General features: G+C 43.6%; 24 protein-coding genes. 12 read left to right on the top strand and 12 right to left on the bottom strand.

Translation table 11 applies throughout. The features are described 5' to 3' along the window. Nucleotide 1: 1 nt before the first annotated feature. Both NAF19_RS09565 and NAF19_RS09560 read right to left on the bottom strand, forming a co-directional pair. Nucleotides 2-1,612, bottom strand: a complete 1,611-nt coding sequence (locus NAF19_RS09565; protein ID WP_252789821.1) for a phage tail sheath family protein — start codon at nucleotides 1,610-1,612, stop codon at nucleotides 2-4. Nucleotides 1,613-2,418: 806 nt separating this feature from the next. Then, a complete protein-coding gene (locus NAF19_RS09560; RefSeq protein ID WP_252789820.1) occupies nucleotides 2,419-3,756 on the bottom strand; it encodes a BamA/TamA family outer membrane protein in 1,338 nt (445 codons plus the stop codon). 236 nt (nucleotides 3,757-3,992) lie between these two features. Here NAF19_RS09560 and NAF19_RS09555 point away from each other — a divergent pair, with 236 nt between their 5' ends. Continuing rightward, entirely contained in the window at nucleotides 3,993-4,460 is a 468-nt protein-coding gene (locus NAF19_RS09555; protein WP_252789819.1) for a DinB family protein, read from the top strand. Between the two features lie 117 nt (nucleotides 4,461-4,577). Next, complete coding sequence (locus NAF19_RS09550) at nucleotides 4,578-5,918, top strand: M24 family metallopeptidase (protein ID WP_252789818.1); 1,341 nt, start codon at nucleotides 4,578-4,580, stop codon at nucleotides 5,916-5,918. An 86-nt stretch (nucleotides 5,919-6,004) separates the two neighbouring features. Here NAF19_RS09550 and NAF19_RS09545 read toward each other — a convergent pair whose 3' ends face one another. From NAF19_RS09545 to NAF19_RS09530, 4 genes are all read right to left on the bottom strand, one after another. Next, nucleotides 6,005-6,715 carry a hypothetical protein gene (locus NAF19_RS09545; protein ID WP_252789817.1) on the bottom strand — a complete coding sequence of 237 codons (711 nt, stop codon included), beginning with the start codon at nucleotides 6,713-6,715 and terminating at the stop codon, nucleotides 6,005-6,007. Then, entirely contained in the window at nucleotides 6,715-7,071 is a 357-nt protein-coding gene (locus NAF19_RS09540) for a hypothetical protein (RefSeq protein WP_252789816.1), read from the bottom strand. Before NAF19_RS09540 ends, NAF19_RS09545 begins: the two co-directional genes overlap by 1 nt. 8 nt (nucleotides 7,072-7,079) lie before the next feature. After that, nucleotides 7,080-8,519, bottom strand: coding sequence for a hypothetical protein (locus tag NAF19_RS09535; RefSeq protein WP_252789815.1), 1,440 nt, complete (start codon nucleotides 8,517-8,519; stop codon nucleotides 7,080-7,082). Between the two features lie 214 nt (nucleotides 8,520-8,733). Next, complete coding sequence (locus NAF19_RS09530) at nucleotides 8,734-10,320, bottom strand: phage tail sheath family protein (RefSeq protein WP_252789814.1); 1,587 nt, start codon at nucleotides 10,318-10,320, stop codon at nucleotides 8,734-8,736. A 184-nt stretch (nucleotides 10,321-10,504) separates the two neighbouring features. Here NAF19_RS09530 and NAF19_RS09525 point away from each other — a divergent pair, with 184 nt between their 5' ends. The 7 genes from NAF19_RS09525 to NAF19_RS09495 all read left to right on the top strand — a co-directional run bounded on the left by NAF19_RS09525 (nucleotide 10,505) and on the right by NAF19_RS09495 (nucleotide 17,246). Beyond that, a complete protein-coding gene (locus tag NAF19_RS09525; RefSeq protein ID WP_252789813.1) occupies nucleotides 10,505-11,113 on the top strand; it encodes a TetR/AcrR family transcriptional regulator in 609 nt (202 codons plus the stop codon). Between the two features lie 66 nt (nucleotides 11,114-11,179). Next, a complete protein-coding gene (locus tag NAF19_RS09520; RefSeq protein WP_252789812.1) occupies nucleotides 11,180-12,454 on the top strand; it encodes a TolC family protein in 1,275 nt (424 codons plus the stop codon). A gap of 8 nt (nucleotides 12,455-12,462) precedes the next feature. Beyond that, complete coding sequence (locus NAF19_RS09515) at nucleotides 12,463-13,356, top strand: HlyD family secretion protein (RefSeq protein WP_252789811.1); 894 nt, start codon at nucleotides 12,463-12,465, stop codon at nucleotides 13,354-13,356. Between the two features lie 2 nt (nucleotides 13,357-13,358). Next, a complete protein-coding gene (locus tag NAF19_RS09510; protein ID WP_252789810.1) occupies nucleotides 13,359-14,270 on the top strand; it encodes an ABC transporter ATP-binding protein in 912 nt (303 codons plus the stop codon). Between the two features lie 3 nt (nucleotides 14,271-14,273). Beyond that, nucleotides 14,274-15,014 carry an ABC transporter ATP-binding protein gene (locus NAF19_RS09505; RefSeq protein WP_252789809.1) on the top strand — a complete coding sequence of 247 codons (741 nt, stop codon included), beginning with the start codon at nucleotides 14,274-14,276 and terminating at the stop codon, nucleotides 15,012-15,014. A 10-nt stretch (nucleotides 15,015-15,024) separates the two neighbouring features. Then, nucleotides 15,025-16,131 carry an ABC transporter permease gene (locus NAF19_RS09500; RefSeq protein ID WP_252789808.1) on the top strand — a complete coding sequence of 369 codons (1,107 nt, stop codon included), beginning with the start codon at nucleotides 15,025-15,027 and terminating at the stop codon, nucleotides 16,129-16,131. Continuing rightward, nucleotides 16,128-17,246 carry an ABC transporter permease gene (locus tag NAF19_RS09495; protein ID WP_252789807.1) on the top strand — a complete coding sequence of 373 codons (1,119 nt, stop codon included), beginning with the start codon at nucleotides 16,128-16,130 and terminating at the stop codon, nucleotides 17,244-17,246. Before NAF19_RS09500 ends, NAF19_RS09495 begins: the two co-directional genes overlap by 4 nt. A 363-nt stretch (nucleotides 17,247-17,609) precedes the next feature. On the opposite strand, the gene NAF19_RS09490 is transcribed toward NAF19_RS09495, so the two are convergent. Further along, entirely contained in the window at nucleotides 17,610-18,449 is an 840-nt protein-coding gene (locus tag NAF19_RS09490) for a hypothetical protein (RefSeq protein ID WP_252789806.1), read from the bottom strand. Nucleotides 18,450-18,676: 227 nt separating this feature from the next. Here NAF19_RS09490 and NAF19_RS09485 point away from each other — a divergent pair, with 227 nt between their 5' ends. Further along, nucleotides 18,677-19,519 (top strand): 3-keto-disaccharide hydrolase, encoded by an 843-nt coding sequence (locus tag NAF19_RS09485; protein ID WP_252789805.1) that lies wholly within the window; start codon nucleotides 18,677-18,679, stop codon nucleotides 19,517-19,519. Nucleotides 19,520-19,872: 353 nt separating this feature from the next. Next, nucleotides 19,873-20,766 carry a hypothetical protein gene (locus NAF19_RS09480; protein WP_252789804.1) on the top strand — a complete coding sequence of 298 codons (894 nt, stop codon included), beginning with the start codon at nucleotides 19,873-19,875 and terminating at the stop codon, nucleotides 20,764-20,766. Between the two features lie 67 nt (nucleotides 20,767-20,833). Here NAF19_RS09480 and NAF19_RS09475 read toward each other — a convergent pair whose 3' ends face one another. From NAF19_RS09475 to NAF19_RS09455, 5 genes are all read right to left on the bottom strand, one after another. Then, complete coding sequence (locus NAF19_RS09475; RefSeq protein ID WP_252789803.1) at nucleotides 20,834-21,724, bottom strand: DMT family transporter; 891 nt, start codon at nucleotides 21,722-21,724, stop codon at nucleotides 20,834-20,836. 20 nt (nucleotides 21,725-21,744) lie between these two features. Beyond that, complete coding sequence (locus tag NAF19_RS09470) at nucleotides 21,745-23,004, bottom strand: glycoside hydrolase family 172 protein (RefSeq protein WP_252789802.1); 1,260 nt, start codon at nucleotides 23,002-23,004, stop codon at nucleotides 21,745-21,747. Next, nucleotides 23,001-23,429, bottom strand: coding sequence for a GNAT family N-acetyltransferase (locus NAF19_RS09465; protein WP_252789801.1), 429 nt, complete (start codon nucleotides 23,427-23,429; stop codon nucleotides 23,001-23,003). The genes NAF19_RS09470 and NAF19_RS09465 overlap by 4 nt, the downstream gene beginning before the upstream one ends. Nucleotides 23,430-23,786: 357 nt before the next feature. Continuing rightward, on the bottom strand, nucleotides 23,787-24,515 hold the full coding sequence (locus tag NAF19_RS09460; RefSeq protein ID WP_252789800.1) for a hypothetical protein: 729 nt from the start codon (nucleotides 24,513-24,515) through the stop codon (nucleotides 23,787-23,789). 140 nt (nucleotides 24,516-24,655) lie between these two features. After that, nucleotides 24,656-25,540 (bottom strand): alpha/beta hydrolase, encoded by an 885-nt coding sequence (locus NAF19_RS09455; protein WP_252789799.1) that lies wholly within the window; start codon nucleotides 25,538-25,540, stop codon nucleotides 24,656-24,658. Nucleotides 25,541-25,687: 147 nt separating this feature from the next. On the opposite strand from NAF19_RS09455, the gene NAF19_RS09450 reads away from it, so the two are divergent. After that, nucleotides 25,688-26,065, top strand: a complete 378-nt coding sequence (locus tag NAF19_RS09450) for a response regulator (RefSeq protein WP_252789798.1) — start codon at nucleotides 25,688-25,690, stop codon at nucleotides 26,063-26,065. Nucleotides 26,066-26,270 lie beyond the last annotated feature (205 nt).

Below are 26,270 nucleotides of genomic sequence, written 5' to 3'. Positions count from 1 at the left end.
TTTAAACGTCTATTTGCCCAGCAAGCTGCTGGATTTGAATGATTACAAATTCAGCCGGCTTAAGCGGAGCAAAGCCAACCAGTATATTTACCACACCGTTGTTGATGTCGTTTTGGGTAGTAGTTTCAGAGTCGCATTTAACCAGGTAGGCCTGCTTTGGCGTTGTACCCTGGAAGGCCCCCTGCCTGAACAGGTTTTGCATAAATGCGCCTATATTAAGCCTTATCTGTGCCCAAAGCGCCTCGTCATTAGGTTCAAAAACCACCCATTGAGTGCCGCGGTAAAGGCTCTCCTCTAAAAATAAAGCGGTGCGCCTAACGGCCACGTATTTGTAGTCATCGGCAAACTGGTCGGCGCCGCGTAGTGTGCGCGCTCCCCAAACCACGCTGCCTGCCAGTGGGAATGTACGCAGGTTATTAATACCGAGCGGGTTCATCTGGCCATTTTCGGCATCGGTAAGAGATACCTGCAAGCCCTGCACACCATTTAAGGCGGCATCAATACCTGCCGGCGATTTCCATACACCCCGGGTGCTGTCTGTTCTCGACATTATACCTGCAACAATACCACTAGGCACAAACGTGTCGGTTTGGTTATTGCGTAGCGGATCGGCTTCTATTACACATGGGAAGTATAAAGCTGCATTGCGGGCGTAAGTACCGCTGAGGCCTAAACTGCTTAAACCAGCCAAAGCATTGGCGGTTGCTGTTGCCGGCGAACTGCCCCAGGCAATTGGTGGGTCAACCAGCAGCATAGCCCTCTTATCAACGCATAGTTTCATTGCTTTTTGATAAGTGGTTGCAGCGGTATCCCTGCCGCGTTCGGCTGGTGGTATACATAATATGTTAAACAAATCGGCCTTTATTAGGGCATACATTCCTGTCTTGTCGCCTTCATCGCCTTCATAATCCTGGAAGGTAAGTACGTCACCATCATTACCTGGTTGCGGAGTTTTTTTATCCACCGCAACCGGCCTGCCTCCAACAATCCATTTACCCAAACCGTTCTTTTCGACGTTTAAAAGTGCGGACTGCTGCTGCAATACCCTCGGCAGGTAAAGTACATCGTTAGCGTTCATACTCACACCCAGGTATTTTTCCTTAATGGTGGGTTGGCTGCCATCGCTGTTTTGCATAAAAATGGTAAGGTTAAACGGATCGTTTACTGTAGGCGATACCGGCGATGTTGGTGGCGCGGTAGGGTCCTGCGTATTGTAATCGATAGTTACCAGCAGGTTGTTTGCCCAGGCACCGGGGCTTGTTGCCACCAGTGTAAAAGGGCCGTCAACCGGGCTTGCAATACTGGTTTGCAATACAAATGAAGCAATTCCATCGTCGGTTCCTGTTTCGTTGAAAACCCTTACGATGATGGCCTGACTGCCGCCGTTCGAGAAAAAGTCGCGCACGGCGTAGCTCATAGTGCTCGGTATCCACAATCCGCCGAAACTTCGCTCAAAGTCGCTGAAGCTGTTTACGATTGTAGGCTCGTTAACGGGGCCGCTGAGGGCCCGGCCGATAAAAGCCGTAATGGAAGTGGCCACACCGGTAAGGGTGCGCACCCCGCTCGGTATTTCTTCGATGTACACCCCCGGATAAGTAGTTTGAACTGGCATATCTGTTAAAATTTGATGTGTAAAAAATAATGGACCGCAGGAAGATTATTTAAGAAAATAAAAGGTGATAAAACAACCCGGCGGCTGAAAACGGCATAAAGCTTCGCGTCCTCAGTCACATATGGCGTATGTGATTACAGCAACGGGTGTTACCGGAGTGCTGAATACTGAATAAAGCTTCGCTTCCTCAGTCACATATGGCGTATGTGATTACAGCACAACGGGTGTTAATTGCTCAACTTAGAAGATTACTTGGATGCCTGCAACAAAGTGCGATAGATGTTAAAAGTTGCAGGCGTAATGATCGTTTTCAAAGGTTTCTAAGTTTAAGTATAAGTTGAAATTAAAATTAATATTTAAGAAAATGAAATTTTTATGAAAAAAATTAATATTTAGCTATAAGCATTAAATTATATAACATAGTGTGATAACTACATTATTAACAAAGTGTTATAATATTATTACTTAATCAAAATTGTCTTTTAAGTTAAAATAGTTTATAAAAATAACTAACGTACTATTTCTTATTAGTTAATCACACAGGAACGATTTAATAAAGCATTTTGTGGAATAGTTTAAATATTACAGGTACGCCGCTGGCAAAGGGCGCTTATTAGGTTTGATAAAGTTAGCAGATGCTTAAATTGAAAAGAATGTGGACAACACTGAAATGCATTGCGGAAAATACGCAAAGAACAAGCGTAAAAACCGCAGGCAAAAATCTACGAATAAACGTTTTACGGTATTTTTTAATCAACCGTGGGTTGACCGCGTAGTTATTGGATAATTAACGCGATTCTTTACTTTTAAAACGATTCGTTCAAATTAAGAAAGAAACCCTTATTGCCGAATTTACCGAAGGCATAATCGAGCGCCAGGTTGGTGCGGGTAGCTTTGTTAAACAGCACGCGTAAGCCGCCGCCGTAACCGGGTTGAAATACCTGGAACAGTTTGGTGCCGTGTTCATCATTACCCGTTTGCATACTACCGAACACAACACCGCTGATAAATTTATTGGCTAATATGGGGAAGCGAAATTCGGCTTCAGTATCATTAAACTGGGTGCCTTTAAAATATTGCGAAGTATACCCCCTGCCGCTTCTGAAAGTACCATCCCGGGCTGTACCCGGCAACTCAAGGTATGGTATGCTGCCGCTTAGCAGGTATGAGCCCCAGTTCCAGAAAGCAAGTACAGTTTCGGGGCTGGAATCAGACAGGCTGAAGTATTTCCTGAAATCGGTGGTGAACTGCATCGCATTTTTTGTACTACCTATCCACGTTTGATTAACCCTTATCCCGGCATCAAAATAAATGCCGCTGTAGGCGCGGTTCGGATTATCGCGGGTGATGTACTCAACGTTAAAGAGAAAGCCGTTTGCTGAATAATGATCTTGCGGAAACCCATGCTCGTTATTGTACACACTTGAAGGGGTGGCATTATTAACTGTATCCTTATTGGTTATTTTCCCCCGTATTTCAAATGACAAGCCAGCTCCTAGAAAAAGATTCTTTGCAACTTCTTTGTAAGCCTTTTCCCTGATGTTGAGATAGTAGGAATGAATTGCGTAGCCTTTATGGGCGTTATCAGCTAATATTTTGTCGATTGCGCTTCCGCCATCATAAGGCCGGCCTATGCCCAGGCCAAAATCCGGGCTAACAGTTTTTGCAATTACAAAATTCCCCTGGAAATTCCATTTATTTCCCGGCGTGAAGATGTTATGGTTTACGTAAAAATAAATTATCCCTTTGCTGGTTATAGAGGCTGATGTTGCTGCGACAGACAACAGCGTTTTAGGGTCGTTACCTAATCTGCGTCCCGCAACTGCCTTGATTCCGAGCTGGGCACCGATGGTAGGATTAGCTGCTATATTTGGTACAATTGTTATACCCGACCCATGGTGCAGGCTATCTGCTTTTCTCTTGGGGTGAAGTATGTTACGGGTTAAATCGCCAAAATCGTATTGTTTGTTCAGGTTATCTGAGCGCCTTTGTTCCTTTAAAGTTTTGGCGCGTAATGAATCTGCTTTGAGGGAATCTGCCGGGGTGATTACCTGGCTATGAGCCAGCGTGCCCAGGCCTATAAATAATAATATCAGTAGCGACTTTACCAGGAAAACCTTTTTGTTGAGGGAGTTGGACTGCACAGTGGAGTATAAGTATTAATATAAAAAAATCAGATATAGCTGTAATAGCTTAAAGTACTTGTTAAACCAATACACGTGGTAAATGTTTTACTTTTACAGATTTGCCCAAGGCAACCAGCACTCGACGGTGGATGTCCCGATAGCTGTAACAGCTGCAGTCCAACAGTGGATTTTCGGACCACTTTTTATTATATGCCATTGATGAATTAAACTATATTTTTTAGTTTAGTTTCGGTATGACAGAAACGTTAAAAAAACAATATGAATTGCTGCAAGGGCCGCGGGGCATCCTGTTAAATTTTATTGAAACGGAAGTGGGTGCCGATATAGATACTCCGGTAGCCGCATACGAAAATAAAACCATCCGCAGCTTAATGGAGCACACCACTTCGTGCTATTTTGTTTGGCTTGCTTACTTTTGCTTACGCCAGCCTTATGGCTCTATAAAAGATAAGGGGACTGCGCCTTTCGAAGAATTGCGTGAACTTTATAAAAAAGCGGATGAAACCGTCGCCACTTTTCTGCAAATCTTTGATGGTAAAATGGAGATACCTATCACAGCCCCGCATTGGGACGACGAGATATTAACGTTTACACCGCTTCGATTATTTACCCATGTTGTTACCCACGAGTTTCATCATAAAGGGCAAATTGTGATGATGTGCCGCATGTTAGGCCATGTGCCGCCTGATACCGATATATAATGTGCGGTTTCCATCAAAAAAAAGCAGTGCGAGACGTGGGGCTTATTCTTTCCTTCCATAGTAATATATTTACCCTACCTTTATTATTACTAAAACTGTATACCAAACCTCAGCATCATGAAAGCAATTAAACTGACCTTGTTTTTGGCGTTCCTGTTAAGCGCCAGTGTTTTACCGGCCCAAAGCCTTTGGAAATACTTTACCCCTTCCGACTTTGCGGCTCGCCGGGCCAAATTAATGGAAAAGATTGGCGATGGAGTGGCCATTTTGCAGGGCGCCGAACCCACCGAAGCGTATATCAAATTCAGACAGGATAATAATTTTTATTACTTAACAGGTGTTGAGTTCCCCAGCTCGGTATTGGTATTAAACGGCAAAACAAAAACGGCTACGCTATTGGTTCCCGAGGGGCGTTTTGCGGATATAAAGGATGAAGCACTGATTAAGCCAGGCCCGGACGCCGCAAAGGAATACCAAATGACCAGCGTGTTGCCTAAATCGGCAATGACAAATTTGCTGGCACGCCTGGCCGGTGGAAATCAAACCTTTTACCTGGTTACTTCGCCCGGCGAAACTGCTGAAATGACCCGCGATCGCGGCGAAGTTTTCATCAATACCCGCCTTAGCGACCCATGGGATGGCCGGATTTCAAAAGAAGCCAACTTCGTCAGTAAAATTAAGGAACGTTTTCCGCTGGTAACTATTAAGAGCCTTAGTCCAACGCTTGACACTATGCGTTGGGTGAAGGATGCCAAAGAAATTGCTGTAATAAAAGAATGCGGAAAAATAGGCGCACACGGTTTTGACGAGGCGATGCGCGTTACGCGCCCGGGCATTTACGAATACCAGGTAGTTGCCGCCTGCGATTTTGTTTACCAAAATGAAGGCGCCATGGGGCCATCCTATTTCCCTATTGCCGCTTCGGCCGAGCGCGGTTTAAGCTGGCACTACAACGCCAACAACCACACCATAAAGGCAGGAGATGTAATGATGATGGATTATGCGCCCGAGTTAAACTATTACTCAACCGATATTACGCGCACCTGGCCCGTTGAAGGAAAGTTTACCGAAAAGCAATTGGCCATGTACAACTGCATTAAGGATGCATCCGAACAGGTAATAGCTGCTATGAAACCAGGTATAACCGTACAGCAGATGAATGATATTGCCAAACAGGTGTACGCCAAACATGGGTTCGATAAATATTACCCGGGCGGGATAGGTCATTACGTAGGCATGGCAGTGCACGATGTTGGGCCATACGATAAACCATTTGTGCCCGGCGTAGTTTTCAACGTTGAGCCTATAATAGAAGATAAAGACATGAAGATGCACCTGCGGATTGAGGATACCATAATCATCACCGAAACCGGGGCAATAAATGCAACTGCCGGTACCCCTACCGACCCTGAAAGCATGTATAAACTGATGAAGGAAAAAAGAATCGGCGAGAAATGAAGATTAAGTTGCTTACCTCTCGCAAAGCCGTCTTCCGGGAGGGTTATATGCTTGGCTATTTTATTAAATGGTACAGGAATATGTGATTATTTTACCAAAAGTATAACCGATTTCCGTAATGTGTCGCCCGCGCCATTAACGGTTTTTGCCTGTATAGTAAAAGTACCCGTAATTTTGTAAGGATTATTGACAATCGCAGTGGCCACCCCACTTGCAGAGCTTGCGTACGCAGGGCATACCAATGTCGCCCCCGGCGCAGAAGGCGAAACCGTGTACCAAACTTTAACAGGATCGGAAACTATACCTTTGCCGGGATTTCTGGAAAGCGTTGTAGTAAGGTTAAAGCTTGTCGAAGTGTCGCCACTATAAAGGTCGGCTGCTAAAAGTATATCGTCCGGCTGCGCCGCAATAAAAGTAACTACCGTATCTATAGACAAATTTTGTACAGAAAATGTCAGTTGCGCGATACCTGTTTTACCGGATTTTAAAAAAGCAGTTGCTTCCCCAAGGGAATTGGCAATAATCGTAGTCGACGCTTTTCCATCCACAAATGCTCCAAGTGTAGTGCTCAAATGTATCGTGTGCGAAACAGTGTCGGCATTTCCTGAAATTTTGAGTTTTATGGCAATGAGCGATTCGGTATCCGCCTCTTGCTGCAAAGAGCTTATCCCGGCAATTTTGAACAATCCCGCCGACTGGATCCCATTTTTATTGCCAATAGTATAAACGTCATCATCGCGTTTGCAGGCCGTGGCCAACGCTAAAACACAAAGTAACAAGTAGGCTATATTTTTCATTAATAATTAAAATGAGTTTGTTCGTCATCGCCGTTGCCACCACTCTTTGGCTGAAAATGCGCCACTACAGTGCAAACGTTCCCTGCATCGGCCGGGTCTATTCCAACAAAAATATTTTTACTCATCGGGCCCGAAGCGCCTTTGGGAAATGTTTCTGTCCATTGAAGCTGTTTTATTTCGGCTGAAATTGCCGTTTCAGCTATATAAACATTTTTACCGTCCTGCAGCGTCAAGGTAACAGTAACCGGGTTATCTGCATCCCCGTCTGCAAATCCGCTATAGCTAACTGTTAACGCCACTCTTGCAGGTGTTATGTTTTGCGGATCAATACTAAAAGTGTCTACTGTAATACTCATTTTATAGTTTATTTAAATATTGCATCACTTAGTCCGGTCAATAAAGGCTTTACATCTAAATCAAGTGAAAAAGACACAAACGGACTCATGGAAAAGTGGTAGTTATTTTGGGTTACCAAAGGATTTTGATCGTACCTGTAGTTTAAAAACCATCCACCATTAATTTTTAAAAAAGGGTTTAGCTTAAATCCAACACCGGTAACCAGTGCTTGCGTGCCGATTAGCCCTTTTCGCACGGTGGCCTTTTCTACAGACCCAAAAGTTACGCCGACAAGCAGCGATGTCCTTGTTGCAATCATATTCCACCCGCTGTAGGAACTAAGTGGAATAGTTTTATCTATCGGCCTGAAATAAAAATTAAAACCTGAATACGCCATTCCCCTGTCAATTCGCCAAACATATGCGTAACCTAAATCAAGGTTTACATAAAAACTCGCATTTGCCACAAAATCAGGGTTATAAGTTGTTGACAAAGGATTTTCAACTTGCACGTTTGGCAAAATTACGCTGTCCAGCAAATCATCAATCAATTGATCGCGGGTTGCAATAACTGTCTGTAACTTGCCATTTAAATTAGTAGCGGTATTATGTGTGGCGGAAACATCACCTATAGCAAAGGTGCCGAGTAATGCAGTTATATCTGTTTGTATCTCATTATTTTTCGTAATGGTGTACCAATCCGCCGCTCCCAGATCGGCTTTTAATTTGTCGATGTCAGCCTGACCGGCCGGTACATTATCAAGTGCATGCAGTTTATTTTTTAAATTAACCATCGCATCCTGAAAGTCGGCAAGGTGCCCAAGTGTTAATGAACCGGCCGCGTCAAGATTATATGCGGGATTAACCAATTTTACCGATTGCCGTAACTGTTTAATAATTTCTGCCTGGTAGGTTGTTACTAAATCATTTGCGCTCAGCCCCGGGATTGCCAGTGTTTTTTTCGCAAAGTCATTCACAACGCCGTCAAGTTGATGATCGGTTTTTAATTTTTCACGGAGTGCTATGCTTTCCGGGCTTCCCACTACCAATTTCTGGCTCGAACCCAGTTCAATGGCAACCTGGTAGGCCGAACTCGGGTTCAGCAGAAACGGCTCAAGCACATCAATAGATGTCAATGAATTTTGGCCTGCTGCACGTGTCCAATCGTTTAATTTATAAGTTGTTCCGGCATTGGCAGGGTCGTCCTCTCTAATCACATTGTTAACTGCGGTAGGTTTGGTAGTTTTCAGCCTTATTATTGATATCCTTATGTAATTAAATACAGGCGTTGTAGTAGGCAAGTCCGTTAAATGAAAAACAAATGGCCTATCGAACGGTAGTACATCCATTTTCCTGGTAGAAAAGCTATAGTTGACTATCGTCCTGTCGGGAGCGGCTACAGGCGGGGTTTGTCCAAACCCAAATTGAACAAAAAAAACAAAAATTAAATATAAAAAATATCTGTACATATATTAAATCGTGATAAGTTTAGTACCCCACTTGCAGCTAACTTACTTTTTGCAAATGGATTACGTTATAAATTTAGGTATCCGGAATCTATTTTGCAAGTATTTGTCGTATACACATTAATTTGCATTAACGGAACTTTGAAAAACCCAAAGACCGGTTACCAGCTTGAACAATTCTAACACCGGGCATAGCGGCTATAAAGGATCCCCCAGCTCAAACTTGACTGCCCACCGACATTTCCTGCTGAAACGTAATCAAAATAAACTCAGCCGGGTGAATAACCGCGACTTTTACAACAACGTTCATAAATCCGTTTAAAATATCATCACCGGTCATAGTTGTTCCCAAACCGCACGCAACTGAGAATGCTTCACTTGCACTGGCTCCCATCAGCCCTCCTTCTTTCCATACGGTCGTTAAAAAGCTGCCAATCATTGATGTCACGGCCTCCCAGGTATTTTTATCATTGGGCTGATATATATATGCCTGTGCTGCAAGTTTGCAGGACTGCTCAATAAAAATCAATGTTCTTCGTACAGGCAGGTATCTCCAGTCCTGGTCGTTGCCATCGAGCGTGCGGGCGCCCCAAACCAAAATGCCGAGGCCGTTAAAAAATCTTATGGAGTTAATTGATTTCCCTGAAACTGCGTCCACATTTAAGTTTGCTTGTTGGGTGTCTGTCAAATTAATTGGCAGCGAGGCCGCGCCAACTATCGATGTATTTGCCGGGGCCTGCCACGGGCCAACCTCGTTATCAGTTGTAGTTATAACCCCGGCCATCGCCCCGCTTGCCGGCAATAAATTGGCATCCGCCAGTATATAAGTAATAACCTGGCTGTAGGTGCGGCTGGCATTAAGCAGCGCACTATTATTTTGTGCAACTGTTAAAGGTGGATTACCGGGGTTTTGAATATTGTTTAAAATGGCGTTTATATTAGGATCGGGATTTGTGGGCGGATTGATTATTGGAGCCAACTGTGATACATCACCGCCAAAAAGGTTAGTATAATCAATATCCGGTGATTGCATAACGGTGGTACCAATAAAGGGATAGTAGGCCGTGCCATAGTCGAGGCCCACAACGCCGGTACCATTCCTGAAGGTTTCAATATCAGATGTATATAGGATAGGGTCGGGCGCCTTACCCCCTATAATGTCAAAAATACTGACGGCGGCTCCCATGTTCGAACATTGCTGCAGCATGGCCTCCATCAGGGTTGAATTATCTGCAACAGAAAGTAAAGTAGCCTCGGGGCAAATGTACATGGTTGGTTCCTGCTCATTCAGCAGTAAATAAAGGCCGGCCATCAAGTCGTTTAATTGGACGTTTGGATTTATTATTTGCTCTCCCGGGGTAATGGGTTTTCCGGATGGCGGTCCGTAACTACCTACTGAAATGATATAGGCATCGCCTCCCCCATTTTCATAAAAAAGCCGGATGCTGTTATACAGGTAATATATGGTATTGGGGTCGGGTACTATTGAATAATAGTCACCATTTATAACCATATAATTTTTGTCTGTCGGCTGACTTTTTTGCTGCACCAGGTAATATTGCGGGCTGTACTGTTTAGCCGGCGCGGAAGGTACTGGTGGGTCGGGAAAACAATAAAATGCCTGGAAGTCGGCAAATGAAGTAATTTTTTGAGCCACATTGGTGTACGACTTTCCTTCGTAAGATGCCAGTGGGGTATAACCAATAAATGCCGGAACCGCCGTGGGAACCCCAACTACAGAATTTGGGAAAGCATTTATTTCGTTGATGTATACGCCGGGCGATTTGATATTAGATAAATTCATAGCTTCCTGTTTTTGTATAGGAGGTGTAATGATATAGGTTTATTAGATCTGAAATATACGACAAATAATTATTTCGCCATTATAATTGTAGGGAATTTATCGACTTTAATCAAATGATTAAATAATTTGATTAAATCAAAGATACTTTTTATTTTTGTCCCGTCAACTATCGCAGAAAAAGGAAATGAACGAACAAGAAAAAGCTGAAGTCAACCTGTCGACCGAGGAAAAGTTTAAAGAAGCTGCGCGTATTGTATTCACTAAAAAAGGATATGCGGCAACTAAAACCAGGGACATTGCAGAGCAGGCCGGGCTTAATTTAGCACTATTGAATTACTACTTCCGCAGCAAAGAGAAACTTTTCGAGATTATTATGATCGAGAAAGTGCAACAGCTTTTTGCCTTTATATCGCCTGCGTTGAATGACACAAACACCAGCCTGGAAGAAAAAATTGATTGGGTGGCTGTTAATTATATCGAAATGCTGACCAAAAACCCCGACCTGCCAATTTTTGTATTGAGCGAGATAAGGACCAACCCCGAGCGTTTTGCCAAAATAATACAGCTAAACACGTTTGTTTTAAAATCGCACTTTGTAAAACAATTGGCAGAGCGTAAACCAGGCATTAACCCGGTACAGCTTTTCCTCAACTTTTTAGGTATGCTGATATTTCCTTTTATTGCCAAGCCGGTTTTTCACTCAACCAGCGCGATGAGCGACGATATGTTTAACCAATTATTGGAAGACCGTAAAACACTGGTTCCCAAATGGATGAAATTAATGCTTGAGTAGGAGAAAAAAATTTGCCCTAAGTTTAATCAAATGACTAAATCAAAATATTAAATAAATTAATACTACATGAAAAAGCGAATATTTTTATGTGCCTTTTTTACACTGATTACTGCATTTGCAGCTCGGGCACAATCGCAGCAGCAGCTAACACTGGCCGATTGTTATAAGCAAGCCGAACAAAACTACCCGCTGATAAAACAACGCGGGCTGATTGCCGAAACATCGGAATATAATATCGATAACATACAAAAGGGCTACCTGCCGCAACTTAGCTTTACCGGGCAGGCTACTTATCAGTCGACGGTAACCCAAATACCTATTAAAGTACCAGGGGTTAACATACTCGCGTTAAGCAAAGACCATTACAAGGCTTACGGCGAAATTAACCAGGTGCTATACACCGGCGGCGAACTGGAGCAGCAAAAACAATTGCAAAAAACCAGCGAAGCTATTAACCGCCAGCAACTGGAAGCCGAATTGTACCAGCTAAAAAGCCGCATCAACCAGTTGTTTTTTGGCGTACTGCTGCTTGATGAGCAGATAAAGCAAAACGACCTATTTATTAAGGATTTGCAGCTGGGACTGAACAAGGCGGAAGCATCTATAAAAAACGGCACGGCTTTTAAAAGCACCGGCGATATAATAAAGGCAGATATTTTAAAGAATAAGCAGCGTACCATCGAACTGCAGGCATCGCGCAAGGCTTATATGGATATGCTGGCATTGTTTACAGGAACCAACACAACTTCCGAAACCGTATTGGTTAAACCACAACCCATCAATGTATCGGAACAAATTAACCGGCCCGAGTTGCTGGTTTACAATGAGCAGGCAAAAAACCTGGATGTGCAAAACAAGTTGCTCAGCTCAAAAACGCTACCCCGGTTGGGACTATTCCTGCAGGGTGGTGTAGGCAGGCCCGGGCTCGATATGCTGAGCAATAGTTTGGACGCTTATTATATCGGCGGCATCCGCTTAACATGGTCACCCTCGGTTTTTTACACGCTGAAGAAGAGCCGGGCGCTTATCGATGTCAACCGCAAAACCCTTGACGTGCAGAAGGAAACCTTCCTGTTTAACACCAATTTAACTGTAAAACAGCAGGATGCCGAGATTGGCAAATACCAGCAGCTACTGGCCAGCGACGATGAAATTATCAACTTGCGTAGCAGGGTAAAAACAACTGCGATGGCACAATTGGAAAACGGCGTTATCAACGGCAACGACTTTTTAAGCCAGGTAAACGCCGAGGACCAGGCCCGTCAAAGCAAAATACTGCACGAAACACAGTTATTAATGTCGCAATACAACCAGCAAACAACAACCGGTAATCAACAATAAAACTTGTCATGAAAAAAATACAAATATTATCAACCATACTATTAATAGGCCTCACAGCCTGTAATAAGTCCGAAGAAAAATACGATGCGTCCGGCACATTCGAAGCTGTGGAAACCATTGTATCCGCCGAAGCTACCGGAACTATAAAACAGCTTGACATAGAGGAGGGCCAGGTGTTAAAAGCCGGGCAGCAGATAGGCTACATCGATAGTGTGCAGCTCTATCTAAAAAAGAAACAACTACAGGCCCAGGCTAAGGCCGTTTTAAGCGGCAAACCCGATATAGCGGCGCAAACCGCTGCCCTGCAGGAGCAATTGCGCCAGGCCGAACGCGAGCAGAAACGTATTACCAACCTGTTAAAAGCAGATGCGGCTACGCAAAAACAACTGGACGATGAAAATTCGCAGGTGGCGGTTGTGAAAAAGCAGATATCAGCCCAGCAATCGTCGCTGGGTATTATGTCGGCAAACCTTAACGAACAGACTGCGCCTCTTGATGTGCAGGTGCAGCAAATAAACGACCAACTGGAAAAATGCCGCATCATAAACGGCGTAAACGGTACGGTGCTCACCAAATATGCCGAGGTAAACGAAGTAACCACCAATGGCAAGCCTATTTACAAAATAGCGGAGCTGAATTCTATTATCCTGCGGGCCTATATTACCGGCGACCAGATTTCGCATGTAAAAGTTAACCAACAGGTGAAAGTGTTGGTGGATGATACGAAAGACACCTACAAAACCTATCAGGGTACTATTGAATGGGTAAGCGATAAGGCAGAGTTTACCCCAAAAACCATCCAGACTAAAGACGAGCGCGCCAACCTGGTTTACGCAATTAAAATCAGGGTGAAAAACGACGGATACCTCAAAATAGGCATGTACGGCGAAGTAAAGCTATAATTATGGAAGCGGCTGTAATTGTAAAGGATTTAACCAAGGTTTACGGAGAAACTACCGCGGTAGATGTGGTTTCATTTTCAGTAAACCAGGGCGAAATATTCGGCTTGATAGGCCCGGATGGCGCGGGCAAAACCAGTATCTTCCGGGTTTTGACTACCCTGCTGCTGCCTGACGGCGGCTCGGCCACGGTGGATGGCTTCGACGTGGTGAAGGATTACAGCCAGATACGAAGTCGCGTGGGTTATATGCCGGGTAAGTTTTCGCTGTACCAGGATTTGAGCGTTGAAGAAAATCTTAATTTTTTCGCCACACTGTTTAATACCACCATTAAAGAAAATTATCACCTGATAAAAGATATCTACGTACAGCTGGAGTCTTTTAAAACTCGTCGCGCGGGTAAACTATCGGGCGGGATGAAGCAGAAGCTGGCGTTGTGCTGCGCGCTGATACATAAGCCTACCGTACTGTTTTTAGATGAACCGACAACCGGGGTCGACCCTGTATCGCGCAAGGAATTTTGGGAGATGCTGAAACAGTTGAAGGCGCAAAACATCACCATCGTGGTATCCACTCCTTACATGGATGAGGCAAATTTGTGCGACAGAATTGCGCTGATACAGGGCGGCAAACTCTTGTCAGTTAACACGCCAGGTAACATCATTAAAGCATATCCCGACCAGCTTTACGCCATAAAAGCCGATAACATGCATGCGCTTTTAAAAATACTGAACGGGTATGACGAAGTATTGGCCAGTTATGCATTCGGCGAATTTGCGCATGCATCATTTAAAAACAAAGCAGTCGATTTAGAGGGCGTAAAATCGTATTTAACAAAAAAAGATCTGACCGGCCTCGAACTTAAAAAAACCGGGGCGACCATCGAGGACAGCTTTATTAAATTATTAAAGGATTAAACCATGGGCGAAACCGTTATAAAAACCGATAAACTAACCAAACGCTTTGGTGACTTTATTGCCGCTGACGAGATAACCTTCGAGGTGGAAAAAGGCGAAATATTTGGCTTTTTAGGGGCAAACGGCGCCGGGAAAACGACGGCTATGCGCATGCTTTGCGGGCTTTCCATCCCCTCGTCGGGCAGCGCGACTATTGCCGGGTTTGATGTGTACAAGCAAACCGAGCAGATAAAACGGAACATCGGCTATATGAGCCAGAAGTTTTCGCTGTATGAAGATTTGACTGTAATTGAAAACATAAAATTCTTTGGTGGAATTTACGGGTTGACCGATCTGCAAATCAAAACAAAAAGTGATGAATTACTTCATAACCTTGGGCTTAAACAAGAGGCTAAAAAGCTGGTGGCCTCCCTCCCGCTGGGCTGGAAACAAAAGCTATCCTTTTCGGTAGCGGTACTACACGAGCCTAAAATTGTTTTTTTGGATGAGCCAACCGGTGGCGTCGACCCGGTTACCCGGCGCCAGTTTTGGGATTTGATTTATAATGCTGCCGACCGCGGCGTAACCATATTTGTGACTACCCACTACATGGATGAAGCCGAATACTGTAACCGCATATCATTGATGGTAGATGGTAAAATTAAAGCACTGGATACCCCGAGGAATTTAAAAAACACCTTCGGGGTGGAAACGATGGATGAGGTATTTTATAAACTGGCACGCGGCGCAAAACGCGGCGATTAAACATATTGCAATGAAAAAGTTTTTGGTATTTATAAAAAAGGAGTTTGCCCATGTGCTGCGTGATAGGAAGACCTTGCTCATCCTGTTCGGCATGCCTGTAGTGCAGATACTGATATTCGGCTTCGCGCTTACCAACGAGGTAAAAAACAGCCGGATAGTGATAATGGACCAGGCCAACGATGCCGCATCCAAAGAAATTATTACCAAAATTGGGGCAAGCCGGTATTTTGATATTGTGCGGACTGTTATGAGTCACCAGCAAATGGAAGATGCCTTTAAACGGGGCGATATCCGGATGGCGGTTATTTTCCCTGCAGGTTTCAATAACGATTTGCTGCACCAAAATGCTGCCCAAATACAGGTAATAGCCGATGCATCTGACCCGAACAATGCCACTACACTAACCAGCTATGTAGGCTCGATAATACAGGATTACCAGGCACAACTTAGCAAAACATCAAAAATTCCTTACCGCATTCAACCCGAAATACGGATGTTGTATAACCCGCAACTTAAGGGCGCACCTAATTTTGTTCCCGGTGTTATGGCGCTGGTACTGATGCTGGTTTGTGTTATGATGACCGCCGTATCTATAGTAAAAGAAAAGGAAACCGGCACTATGGAGATTTTGCTGGTATCGCCGTTCAGGCCTATACTGGTAATCATATCAAAGGCGGTCCCCTATCTTTTATTGTCGCTTATTAACGTCGCATCAATTTTATTGCTGAGTGTTTTTGTACTTGATTTGCCTGTAAACGGCAACATACTTTTGCTTTTTGCCGAGAGCACGTTGTTTATAATTACCTGCCTTACCGTAGGCATTTTTATATCGGTTAAAACCAATTCGCAGCAGGTAGCCATGTTGATTTCGCTCATGGGGATGTTGTTGCCTACCATATTGTTCAGCGGCTTTATGTTCCCCATCGAGAATATGCCCGTGCCGCTACAGTGGTTTTCAAATATCATCCCGGCCAAATGGTATTACATAATTGTAAAGGACATTATGATAAAAGGTCTTGGCTTCAACGCTATCTGGAAAGAAACGCTTATCCTTTCGGGGATAACTGTTGCGCTGCTTATCATCAGTTTAAAAAGTTTTAAAATACGCCTGTCATGAGGACTATCAAATTTTTATTGCAGAAGGAGTTCAGGCAGATATTCCGCAACAGGGCTATACTGGCTATGGTGATGGTGATGCCGGTTATGCAGCTTTTGATATTGCCGCTGGCTTCCAATTACGAAGTAAAGAATGTAAACATTGCGGTTATTGATAACGACCATTCCTCCTACTCGCAAAAGCTGATCTCAAAAATCACCGCATCGGGATATTTTAAACTGACCGGCTACGATTTTTCTTTCAAAGAAGCATTCAAGCTGATCGAAAGCGATAAGGCCGATTTGATCCTCGAAATTCCGCACGGCTTTGAACGCAACCTTGTGCGCGAGGATGAGCAAAAGCTGTTTATCGCCGTAAATGCCATCAACGGCACAAAAGCCAATTTGGGTGGGGTTTATCTCACCGGCATTATCAAAAATTTTAATGCCGATGTTCGTGTTCAACTGGTACAGCCCGGCAAATTTAACCAGCAACCAACCATAACTATTGCCTCATCCAACTGGTTTAATCCATATTTAAATTATCATGTGTTTATGGTACCTGGCATATTGGCGATTCTGGTGACCATGATAGGCGGCTTTTTAACCGCACTGAACATAGTGAAGGAAAAGGAAGTGGGCACCATCGAGCAGATAAATGTAACCCCTATAAAAAAGCATCATTTTATATTAGGCAAGCTCATTCCCTTCTGGATATTGGGCAACATCGTATTTACACTGGGACTGATAGTTTCATGGTTGATATATGGCATCACCCCGTTGGGAAATATATTATTGCTTTACGCATTTATCGCGGTTTACCTATTGGCCATATCCGGCTTTGGGCTACTGATTTCTACTTTTTGCGATACCCAGCAGCAGGCCATGTTTGTGATGTTTTTCTTTATGATGGTATTTATCCTGATGGGCGGCCTGTTCACATCGATTGACAGCATGCCCGACTGGGCCAAGTTTGTCACGAAGTTTAACCCTGTGGCCTACCTGATAGATGTAATGCGGATGATAATACTAAAAGGCAGCGGATTTAAAGACATAGCAAAGCAGTTAGGCACTATCGGGTTGTTTGCCGTAGTGCTTAACAGCTGGGCGATTATTAATTATAAAAAGACGAGTTGAACACCGGACTACCCCCATCGGGCAATCTCACTAAGTTAGCACGGGTTCGGGCGAAGAAACCCGGCAAATCGTTCCATTTTTCTCAGCGGAACACCCCGAACGCTGTGAAACATATTGATTATCAAATGTTTATTTTACAACAGATGTTCCTATTGTAAAAATGGAACGCTTAAACTGGCAATAAAGCACTATAATATTAACCCTTATATCGAATTCACCTTAAGTTAAGCCCTTCCACCAGGAACCGATATTGGACTCTTAACGGAGCCGATTATCGGGTTTTAAAGATCGTTTGTCTTAGCTCTTGATTCTTGACTCTTGATTCTCGGCTCTTAATCCTTGATTATTGACTCTTGAACCTTATCAATGCAAATTAAAAGCAACCATAGCCCTGATGGTGTAACCATTTTGGGTACCCAATGTGCCAACATCCCTTATTGCTTCCGAAGGTAATACGGTGCTGTGCGTGGCATGAAACACCGGCCCGCCTGAAACAGAAAAAGAGAACTTTGAGTTGGTCGGAGCCACATGTATTGACGGACCAACCAGCAGCTTGGCGCCACCCTCGGTCTCGTCTGCTTCCCAAAAACCTTCCAGGTCCTCGCCTACGGCTTCAATCCCGGCGAAAATCGGCCCGGCTATGCGGTGCTGGAAACCGATGCTGCTAACAAGGTCGATGCCATCACGGGTTTTGCTGAAGGCTTTTTCAAACCTCATGTTACCGCCAACCCGCCATGAGGCAGCCTCGAATGATGCAGTAACCCTGCTGAAAATAGCACCCGTGTTTGAAAAATCACGATTTACGCCCAAACCTAATCCAAACCTGGCTCCCGAAAATGTTTTGCCACCGACAAAGTCGCGGATTACTTCCGCTTGTTGCGCTGTTGTTGTGCTGCCATTATGGGCAAAGCCCAGGTCGGCGTTGGCAAAAAGGGTAAAGCGGTTGCCCAGATAACCCTTAACAGCAAACTGCTGGTCGACGCCATCGTAGCCAAAAGGGCCTGCGGTATGTTCGCCATAACTGCCGGTGTAATTAAAATTCCAGGCAGGGGCATCTGCTGTGAGGGTGTTAACCGAAAACAGAAAAGGTTGCGTGGTGCCGCCAGATGTGGAGCCTAATGATTTTGAAAATTGTTGATTCTGCGCTTTTGCAAAAACGCTTGTTAACAGTACAACAAACAGAGCAGGGATGTATTTTTTCATAAAGTAGAATTAGGTTTCTATTAACTTGGGGCAACGTATGATAGCCAAATATACATTTGAATGAGCTTTATTTCATAATAGATCGCATCGAAAATGCATCCCGCCAATCCCATTGCCAAAACTATATTTTCAATGTTAAGTTAGTTTTAATTCAGTAAAACGGTATTGATACCAGTGTTACTTGCTTTTATTTATTTCCTATCTTCGGTTAATTAAACCATCACCGTATGAAACCTTTAAAGCTAATCTCAGTGTTACTGCTAGTTGCAATTACGTTTGGTTTTACCATTGTGAAAAAGGACGGCTGGAGACCGCTGTTTAACGGCAAAGATTTAACCGGCTGGGACACCTACATAGGCCCCGACCTGGACGACAACGGCAAACCCATTACCGGCACTCCAATTGGCCTGAATAATGACCCTAAACATGTTTTTACTATTGTTAACGATGAAAGCGAAAACGTCATCCGCATATCAGGCGAAAACTGGGGCGCTATATCAACCCAAAAAGAATACGAAAATTACCACCTGCAATTGCAGTTTAGATGGGGACAGCTTTCTTGGGGGCAAAAGAAAGGCAAAAAGAAAGACAGCGGACTGCTGTACCATTCAGTAGGTAAATATGGTGCAGATTATGGCGCGTGGATGCGGTCGCAGGAGTTCCAGGTGGAGGAAGGAAATTGCGGCGAGTATTGGGGCGTGGCCGGAGGATTTGCAGATATTCCGGTAATAAAAAAATCCGAAAATGAGTACGTTTACGACCCCAAAGGAACCCTCACTACCTTTAAAGAAGGCGGCCAGCAAGGTCGCCATTGCATGAAATCCATCGATGCCAAAAAGCCATCCGGCCAATGGAACACACTTGATCTATATTGCCACGGTGACACCAGCATACATATCGTAAATGGCAAAGTGATGATGATTTTATATCATAATAAACAAATGGATAATGGGCAGGAATCGCCTTTGGTTAAAGGGAAAATACAAATACAATCGGAAGGGGCGGAGATTTTTTATAAGAATATTAAGATACAGGCGATTACAAGGCTTCCTGCAGTTTTTACTAAATAAACACCGCAACATTCTTATTTTTTTCGGACAATTTCTCCCGGCGCCCTGTTAGGCGCGGGGTTTACATTCTTTTTTAAAATAGATAACACGAAAACTGCAGCTATTATTACTATAAAGCTAACTGCCGAAAACTTTAACGAAGGTGCCATAAAAATTCTTGATCGTAATTTTAGCCTTTGTCGCAGCTAAACTCCATTCCTTACAATTATTTATTGTGCCCGTAAATATTTACGAAGCTGTAAGGTTTTCTTCGTAATCGCGACCAAGTAATTGGCTGCCAACCTGGTCAATCCACACAATATTTAAACGATTAGCTTATGAGATTTTTCTTCCTGTTTATTATCACTGTCGTTATGTCTTACAATGCCTTTTCGCAAGGCTGTAGCGATGCCGGATTTTGCAGCCTTGGGGTATTAAAAAACAACACTAATGACTCCGTCACTTTACGCAACAAAAAACATGTAATTGATATTGGCGCCAATTATGGGTTGGGTGAACAAAACACCAGCACGATTAACAGCTATTTGGAATATCTTTTCAACGTAAATAGCTGGTTGTCTTTCCAGTCGAAACTTACAGCGACTTACGCTAGCGGCTTTCTTGGCAGTAACTTTGACATTGGGGATCTGTACGAAACTGTCAACTACGCACCTAAACAAAACAGCGGCAACAAGTTAGCTTTCGTGGCCGGGGTCAAAATTCCACTAAGCAGGAGCAACGATAAAAACAGCGACGGTAAGAGCCTGCCACTGGATTACCAGGCAAGTATCGGCACTTACGATGTCATTACCGGGCTAAACTATGTGGTCAACAAAAAATGGGAATTTGATGCGGCCGTACAGGTGCCGGTTGTGCAGGTAAACCAAAACAGTTATTCGCCTGCCGAATTTTCAGATCCACGTGTGCTCAAATTTGTCCCTACAAATGATTTTAAACGTAAAAGCGATCTTTTGGGAAGATTGGGCTATTATTTCTATTTACAAAAAGATAATGTGAGCGTAAAACCAAGCCTATCATTAATTTATCACGTGGGCGAAGACAGCTACGTAAACATAGCCGGTCGGCGGGCAGCTATCATTGGGTCGCGGGGGCTTACAGTAAACGGGAGCGTTGTGGTAACCAAAAACTTCAATAATGGCAATCGCTTCGAGGTGGTGGCAGAAGCTCCTTTTAAAACCAGGAAAGTGAGGCCGGACGGTTTAACGCGGGATGCGGTTTTAAACCTCCAGTATTCTATAGTTTTTTGATCGGATATGTGACTTTTACTACCAACAATGCCGGATGACCTGGCTAACAACTGTCATAAATTTTTTTTTAATCTGCTGATATCGTTCTTTTCCGCCGATGTCCTGCTACCCTAACCATCTGCAACACTACGGAAAGTATGATCAACCCAAGGCCGCAATAAAATCCAACGGTGAGATCCCTGTTCTCTTTAAAAATTAAGATAGCCAGTATAATACTGTATAACGGTTCAAGGCCAAAGGTTAGGTTAACAGTAAAGGCCGAAATTGTTTTTAGCGCATAGGTCGACATCAGGTAAAGCAACACTGTACAAAACAAGGCCAGTATCAGCAAATAGCCAAAATCCGGCAACGAAGGCAATTCCATTTTAACCGAAAAGAGATAAAGATATACAGGCAAAAATAGCGTGACACCTGCAAAGCCGCCAAACATGGTATAAAGTGTAATGGTTTCATTAGCAAATACTTTTGTAAGCCGCTCATTAAATATGGTGTAAAAGGCCACTAACAATGAAGATATTACTCCAAGAATAATACCGGTACGATAATGTGCATCCAGCCCGAAAATAAGCCCAATACCGCATAGGGTTAGTCCGCTTAATATCAATTCGGCCAATGAGAATTTCTTTCGGTTGAGCAGCGGCGCTAAAATAGATGTAAAGAAACTTGTAAGTGAAAAGCAAACCACACCTACCGAAATATTGGAATACTTAATGCTTGCGTAAAAGAAAACCCAATGCAAACCAAGAAAGGCACCTGCAGAACCAATCCTGACCGCGTTTTTAAAAGTGATTTTTTTGAGTCGGCCGCTTGCCGTCAAAATCAGCAGCAATAACAATCCTGAAAGCATTAACCTGTACCAGCTGATTAGCCCGGCATTAAGCGTTATCAACCTGCCAAATACCCCCGTAAAACCTGCAAGTACCACAGCGAGGTGCAATAAAATGAATGCTTTCTTCATTATAGAATTATTCGGACTGGTTATTTAGGCGCTTTATCTCGCATTTGCGTGGTGCGAATGGCAACCGGCTGCAATGCAGGTAAATTATCAGCAGGCTTATCCAGGTAAAAATAAGCGGTTGCAGATACATCGTCCGAACGGTAGAAATTCGCCCATCCATCAGTCAGCTCGATTTTATCCAGTTGCTGCACTTCGCCTTTTTTATAAAACATGTGGAGTTTGTCATCATACGTGGTTATTGGTATTAATGGCGCTTTCGCCGCCTGGAAACCGGCAACCTTTTGCTTTGTGTCGCCGCCAATTTGCTGCATAGTTATGCGGCAATCAGTTTTAAAATAAACCGGATCGGGCACATGGAAGCGGTAAAAAGCCCATTGCAGCAAACTATCGCTGGCAACGGTACAGCCCGAATATTGGTTAATAAACTTCGCTTGTCCCCAGCCTGTGCCGATATAGTCTTCGGTACCGGTACCATTTATAGATGGATAATCCCTGTCGCCATCCAAATACATCTTTACCTCACCTTCGCCAAACCACGATTTGCCATAAACCGGATTAGCGTTAACACCCATATTTACGCCCAAAAACCTGCCGCGGCCCTTAACGCGGGGCAGTATCTCAAAATCCTGCGCCAGCGTGGTTGCGGTATCGCGGCGCCAGGCGGCATGGAAATACATATTGCTGTTGTTCCATTCGGGCAGCAGGCTATAGTCCACGTCGAAATAGATATTATGCAGCTTAAGTTTCGATTCATTAGTTATCACAATCCTGGCACCTTTCTTAAAAGGCATAGGGATATAGCATATAAACGAGCGGGCTTCCGGGTTAGCAAAAAAAACGTTCTGAAAAGCTGTCGTGCGACCAAGGCCAACGCCAAAAAAATCGCCAATAGGAGCAGAAACTGCCGGTTTTTTCTCACCATCCCAAAACATTTCGATTTTTAACGAGCGCAGCATTTGCGGCGACCTGTCGTCAATAGTTATCCATATACGATTAATGATGCCAGTTCCCCGGATATCAAGTAAAGCTTTCGAACTGCCCGCCTCTATCCAATCTGCCGGATGGCCCTTGGCACCGTTATTTTCTTTACCACCAGCCCCTTTTTTACCGTTCAGATTTTCGGGGCTGCTCCAGCGGGTTTCGGCATTGCCGTCAAATTGATAAACACTGCCGGCCGAGCTGCTTTGCGCCATTGTTGCATGGGCAAACATAATAACCAAAGCAAATATCAACGACCATTTTATGGCTAGTTTTACTGCGATATTTTTTTTGATGCTCATTCGGATATTTTTAAGTCGTTCTCATTATCCAGCATGTAACAGTGCTCGTGCCGCGTCATCCCTATTTTAGGATAGTAGCCCACGGCAGCGGGCGCCGAAAGTAAAATCAATTTTGCCTGTGGCGTAAGCCTTTTGGTTTCTTTTATCAGCCGGGTACCTATCCCCTGCTTTTGCAGGCTTTCGTCAACCGCCAAATCAGACAAATAGGTACAATAAATAAAATCGGTTAATGAGCGCGCCACCCCTACCAGCTTGCCATCTTTACGCGCGGTAACTATCAAATTAGCGTTTTGGCACATAGATTTTATCCGCTCCAGATCGTCCACCGGCCTGCGTGCGGCAAGAGTACTGCGTTTTAAGACATCAATAAATTCTTCGGGATGCAGGGTGAGTTCCCGTGCGTAAACTATTTCGTTTTGCTCCATATTATTTTATGCAGATCGGTTGCGTTAATGCACAGCAATTTATAAGGTTATCTGCAATTAAACAATGGGCATTGGTAATTATTCGGGGAAGGTTTATCATCTGCAAAATAACCAGGAAGTGCGTCGCTGATATACCTTATACACAATTATTTGGCAGATATAGAGCAGAGCGTAATTTGGCTAAAGCCCGACTTTCTTAATCTCTTCCCCGTCGGTTAAAACCGACGGCAATGAAGACAAAAAACAAGGCATAACTCATTGCCGTCTGGCTTAAGCCGACGGAACTTAAAGCGTAAACTAAGATGGCTTTAGCCAAAGTTCTTAGCGAATAAACAAGGGGTCAAACTAACCAGGACGCTACAATTTTCCGTCTGCTTTTGCCGCTATTTTTGGCATATCGTCTTGCAGTTTTATCATCAGCTCATCCACAGCATTTTCGCAAAGGGGCAGCACTTTTTTGGGAGTGAGGAATGAAATACCTGCAATCTGGCTCCCTGTCAGTTGCGATATGGCAGTTTCGGTTGTTGAAAACACTTTTTTGCCGTTTTTATCAAACAAAAGAATGTGAACGCTGGCATTTACCTTCACCAAAGCCACACCGCCAAGGCCTTTTTTCTCCATGCTAAAATCGAGATAAACCTTCATTATGCCATCGGCGGAGGCAAACATTTCAGCCAGTTTTTTCTCATTGCCATTATCTTTCAACGGCAATACAACTTTATAACCTTTCGCGGCGAGAGTCAGTTCATCTCTTAAGGCACCTACCGTAGCAGGGTCGTTTGGAACAAAATCTTTGTAGTCAGAATTATCTATCACCTCGCGCTCAGGCAACAGTTGGAAATTAAATTTTTTGGCGTAGTTTTTGAAAAACTGATCGTGAAAGTTTTTTAAAAACGAACTCATGTCAAAATCAGGATCATTACAAAGCTTTGTAACACTAGCCTCAGCAGACTTTGTGGCAACCCTGCTGATATCAATTTGTTTATCAGCATAAAAAGTAACAACCACCACTTTTTTATCCTGGGCATAAACAGATGCTGACAAAATAAGTAAGGATAAATTAAAGAATATAAATAGTTTTTTCATTTCGTTGTTTTGGGTAGCTATTAACCAAATATTTACAGGGTAAATGTAACTAAACAAAAATTAAGCCCATTTTATTACTCCATCATTTTTGGCTCTAAAACCGCAGCCCTTATTTAAAGCCGGCAATACCGTCAACTGGCTTACAATTTATTATCAACCATCCATTTAGCAATAAGTTCTTTGTAAGTCCCTATGCCGCCTGTTTTGCTGCGGATGCCATAGCCGTGGCCGCCGGTAGGGTACAAATGCATTTCTGCAGGGACTTTTGCCTGCTTAAGTGCTAAATAATAGTACAAAGCATTTTCAACATTAATGGGGTCGTCTTCGGTTTGAAAGATAAATGTTGGTGGTGTTTTGGCCGATACCTGTATCTCATCAGCCAGTTTGCCTGGTTGTTTTTCGTCAATTAAATATGCAGGGTAAGTTAGTATGGTAAAGTCGGGGCGGCAACTTATATCATCTGCAACATCCACGTGCAGATAAGTCCTTTTCTCATTATTATTGCTTACCAGTGCTGATAAATGCCCACCTGCCGAAAAGCCCATGATGCCTATATGATCCGGTCTTATGCCCCATTTATCAGCATTAAAGCGAACAAGGCCCAGTGCCCTTTGCGCATCCTGCAGCGGCAGTTCGTACCGTAGCTTGCCGGGCGGGGTCGGTACCCGGTATTTTAACAATATAGCTGTTACCCCTATCGAGTTAAACCATTCGCAAATTTCGGTACCCTCCAAATCCATGGCCAAAATGTAATAGCCACCACCGGGGCAAACCACAACAGCCGTTCCATTTGGATTTTTTGGTTTGAAGACTTTTATTGTAGGATTGGTAATATCGCCCAGCCTGATAACCGCCTTGCCCGATACTTTGTCATCGTTTGGCTTGCTGATGTCATGCTCAACCAGTTTTTTTCCTTTGACGGTATCAATAAGCCTGTCTTTTGGCCATAAGTTAATTTCAACCGGGGTTTGGGCGTTTAACATGGTAGTCATAAAACAGGCTAAAATTATTAAGTATTTTTTCATCCGGGGGCAAAAAGTAAATGGCGGTGGCCTAAGATAAAGATATGCAGATTATGCTGCAATAACCTACAATTAATCTAAAAATGTTACAATAGAGCCTAAAACAAATGATTTGTACGACGTGTTATTACCCTACCAATTATAATTTCTATGTCTCAAAAAATACTTGTAGTTGAGGACGACTACGAAATCCTGAACTTATTAAAAGACGTACTGGAGAGGGAAGGCTATGAAGTCACAGCGCTGAATTACACCGAGTCCATCATTAAAAGTGTAACTCAACATAATCCCGATTTGGTAATGCTTGATTTTTTGCTGGCGGGCATTAACGGAGGTGAACTTTGTCACGAGATAAAAGCGAATCCCGGAACCGCGTTGCTGCAGGTCATTATGCTTTCTGCATTCCCCAGGGTACTCGATTCATTGGGAAACTATGGTTCGGACGCTTTTATTGCAAAACCGTTTGATATAGCAGTAGTGTTAAAAAAAGTGAAAGAATGCCTTGAAGACCGGATGGCACACGCATAAAAGCTACAATGATATACAATAATGAATTCGAATATCAAACCGGCCGGCTATTTTCATTTTATTATTCGATATTAAGCGTTCAGCATTCAACTTTTTTGCAGGCTGCTGTGTAACAACTGGCCAAAAAACTTTATTATCCAAATGCCAACTATCTGTAAATATTCCTAATACAAGATAATAAATAAGCCTCAATACAAATTTAACG

The sequence above is a fragment of the Mucilaginibacter flavidus genome, assembly GCF_024055575.1.
GTDB classification, from domain to species: domain Bacteria; phylum Bacteroidota; class Bacteroidia; order Sphingobacteriales; family Sphingobacteriaceae; genus Mucilaginibacter; species Mucilaginibacter flavidus.
Note: the sequence above shows the minus strand (reverse complement) of the source record. Positions and strands in the feature narration are given on the sequence as shown.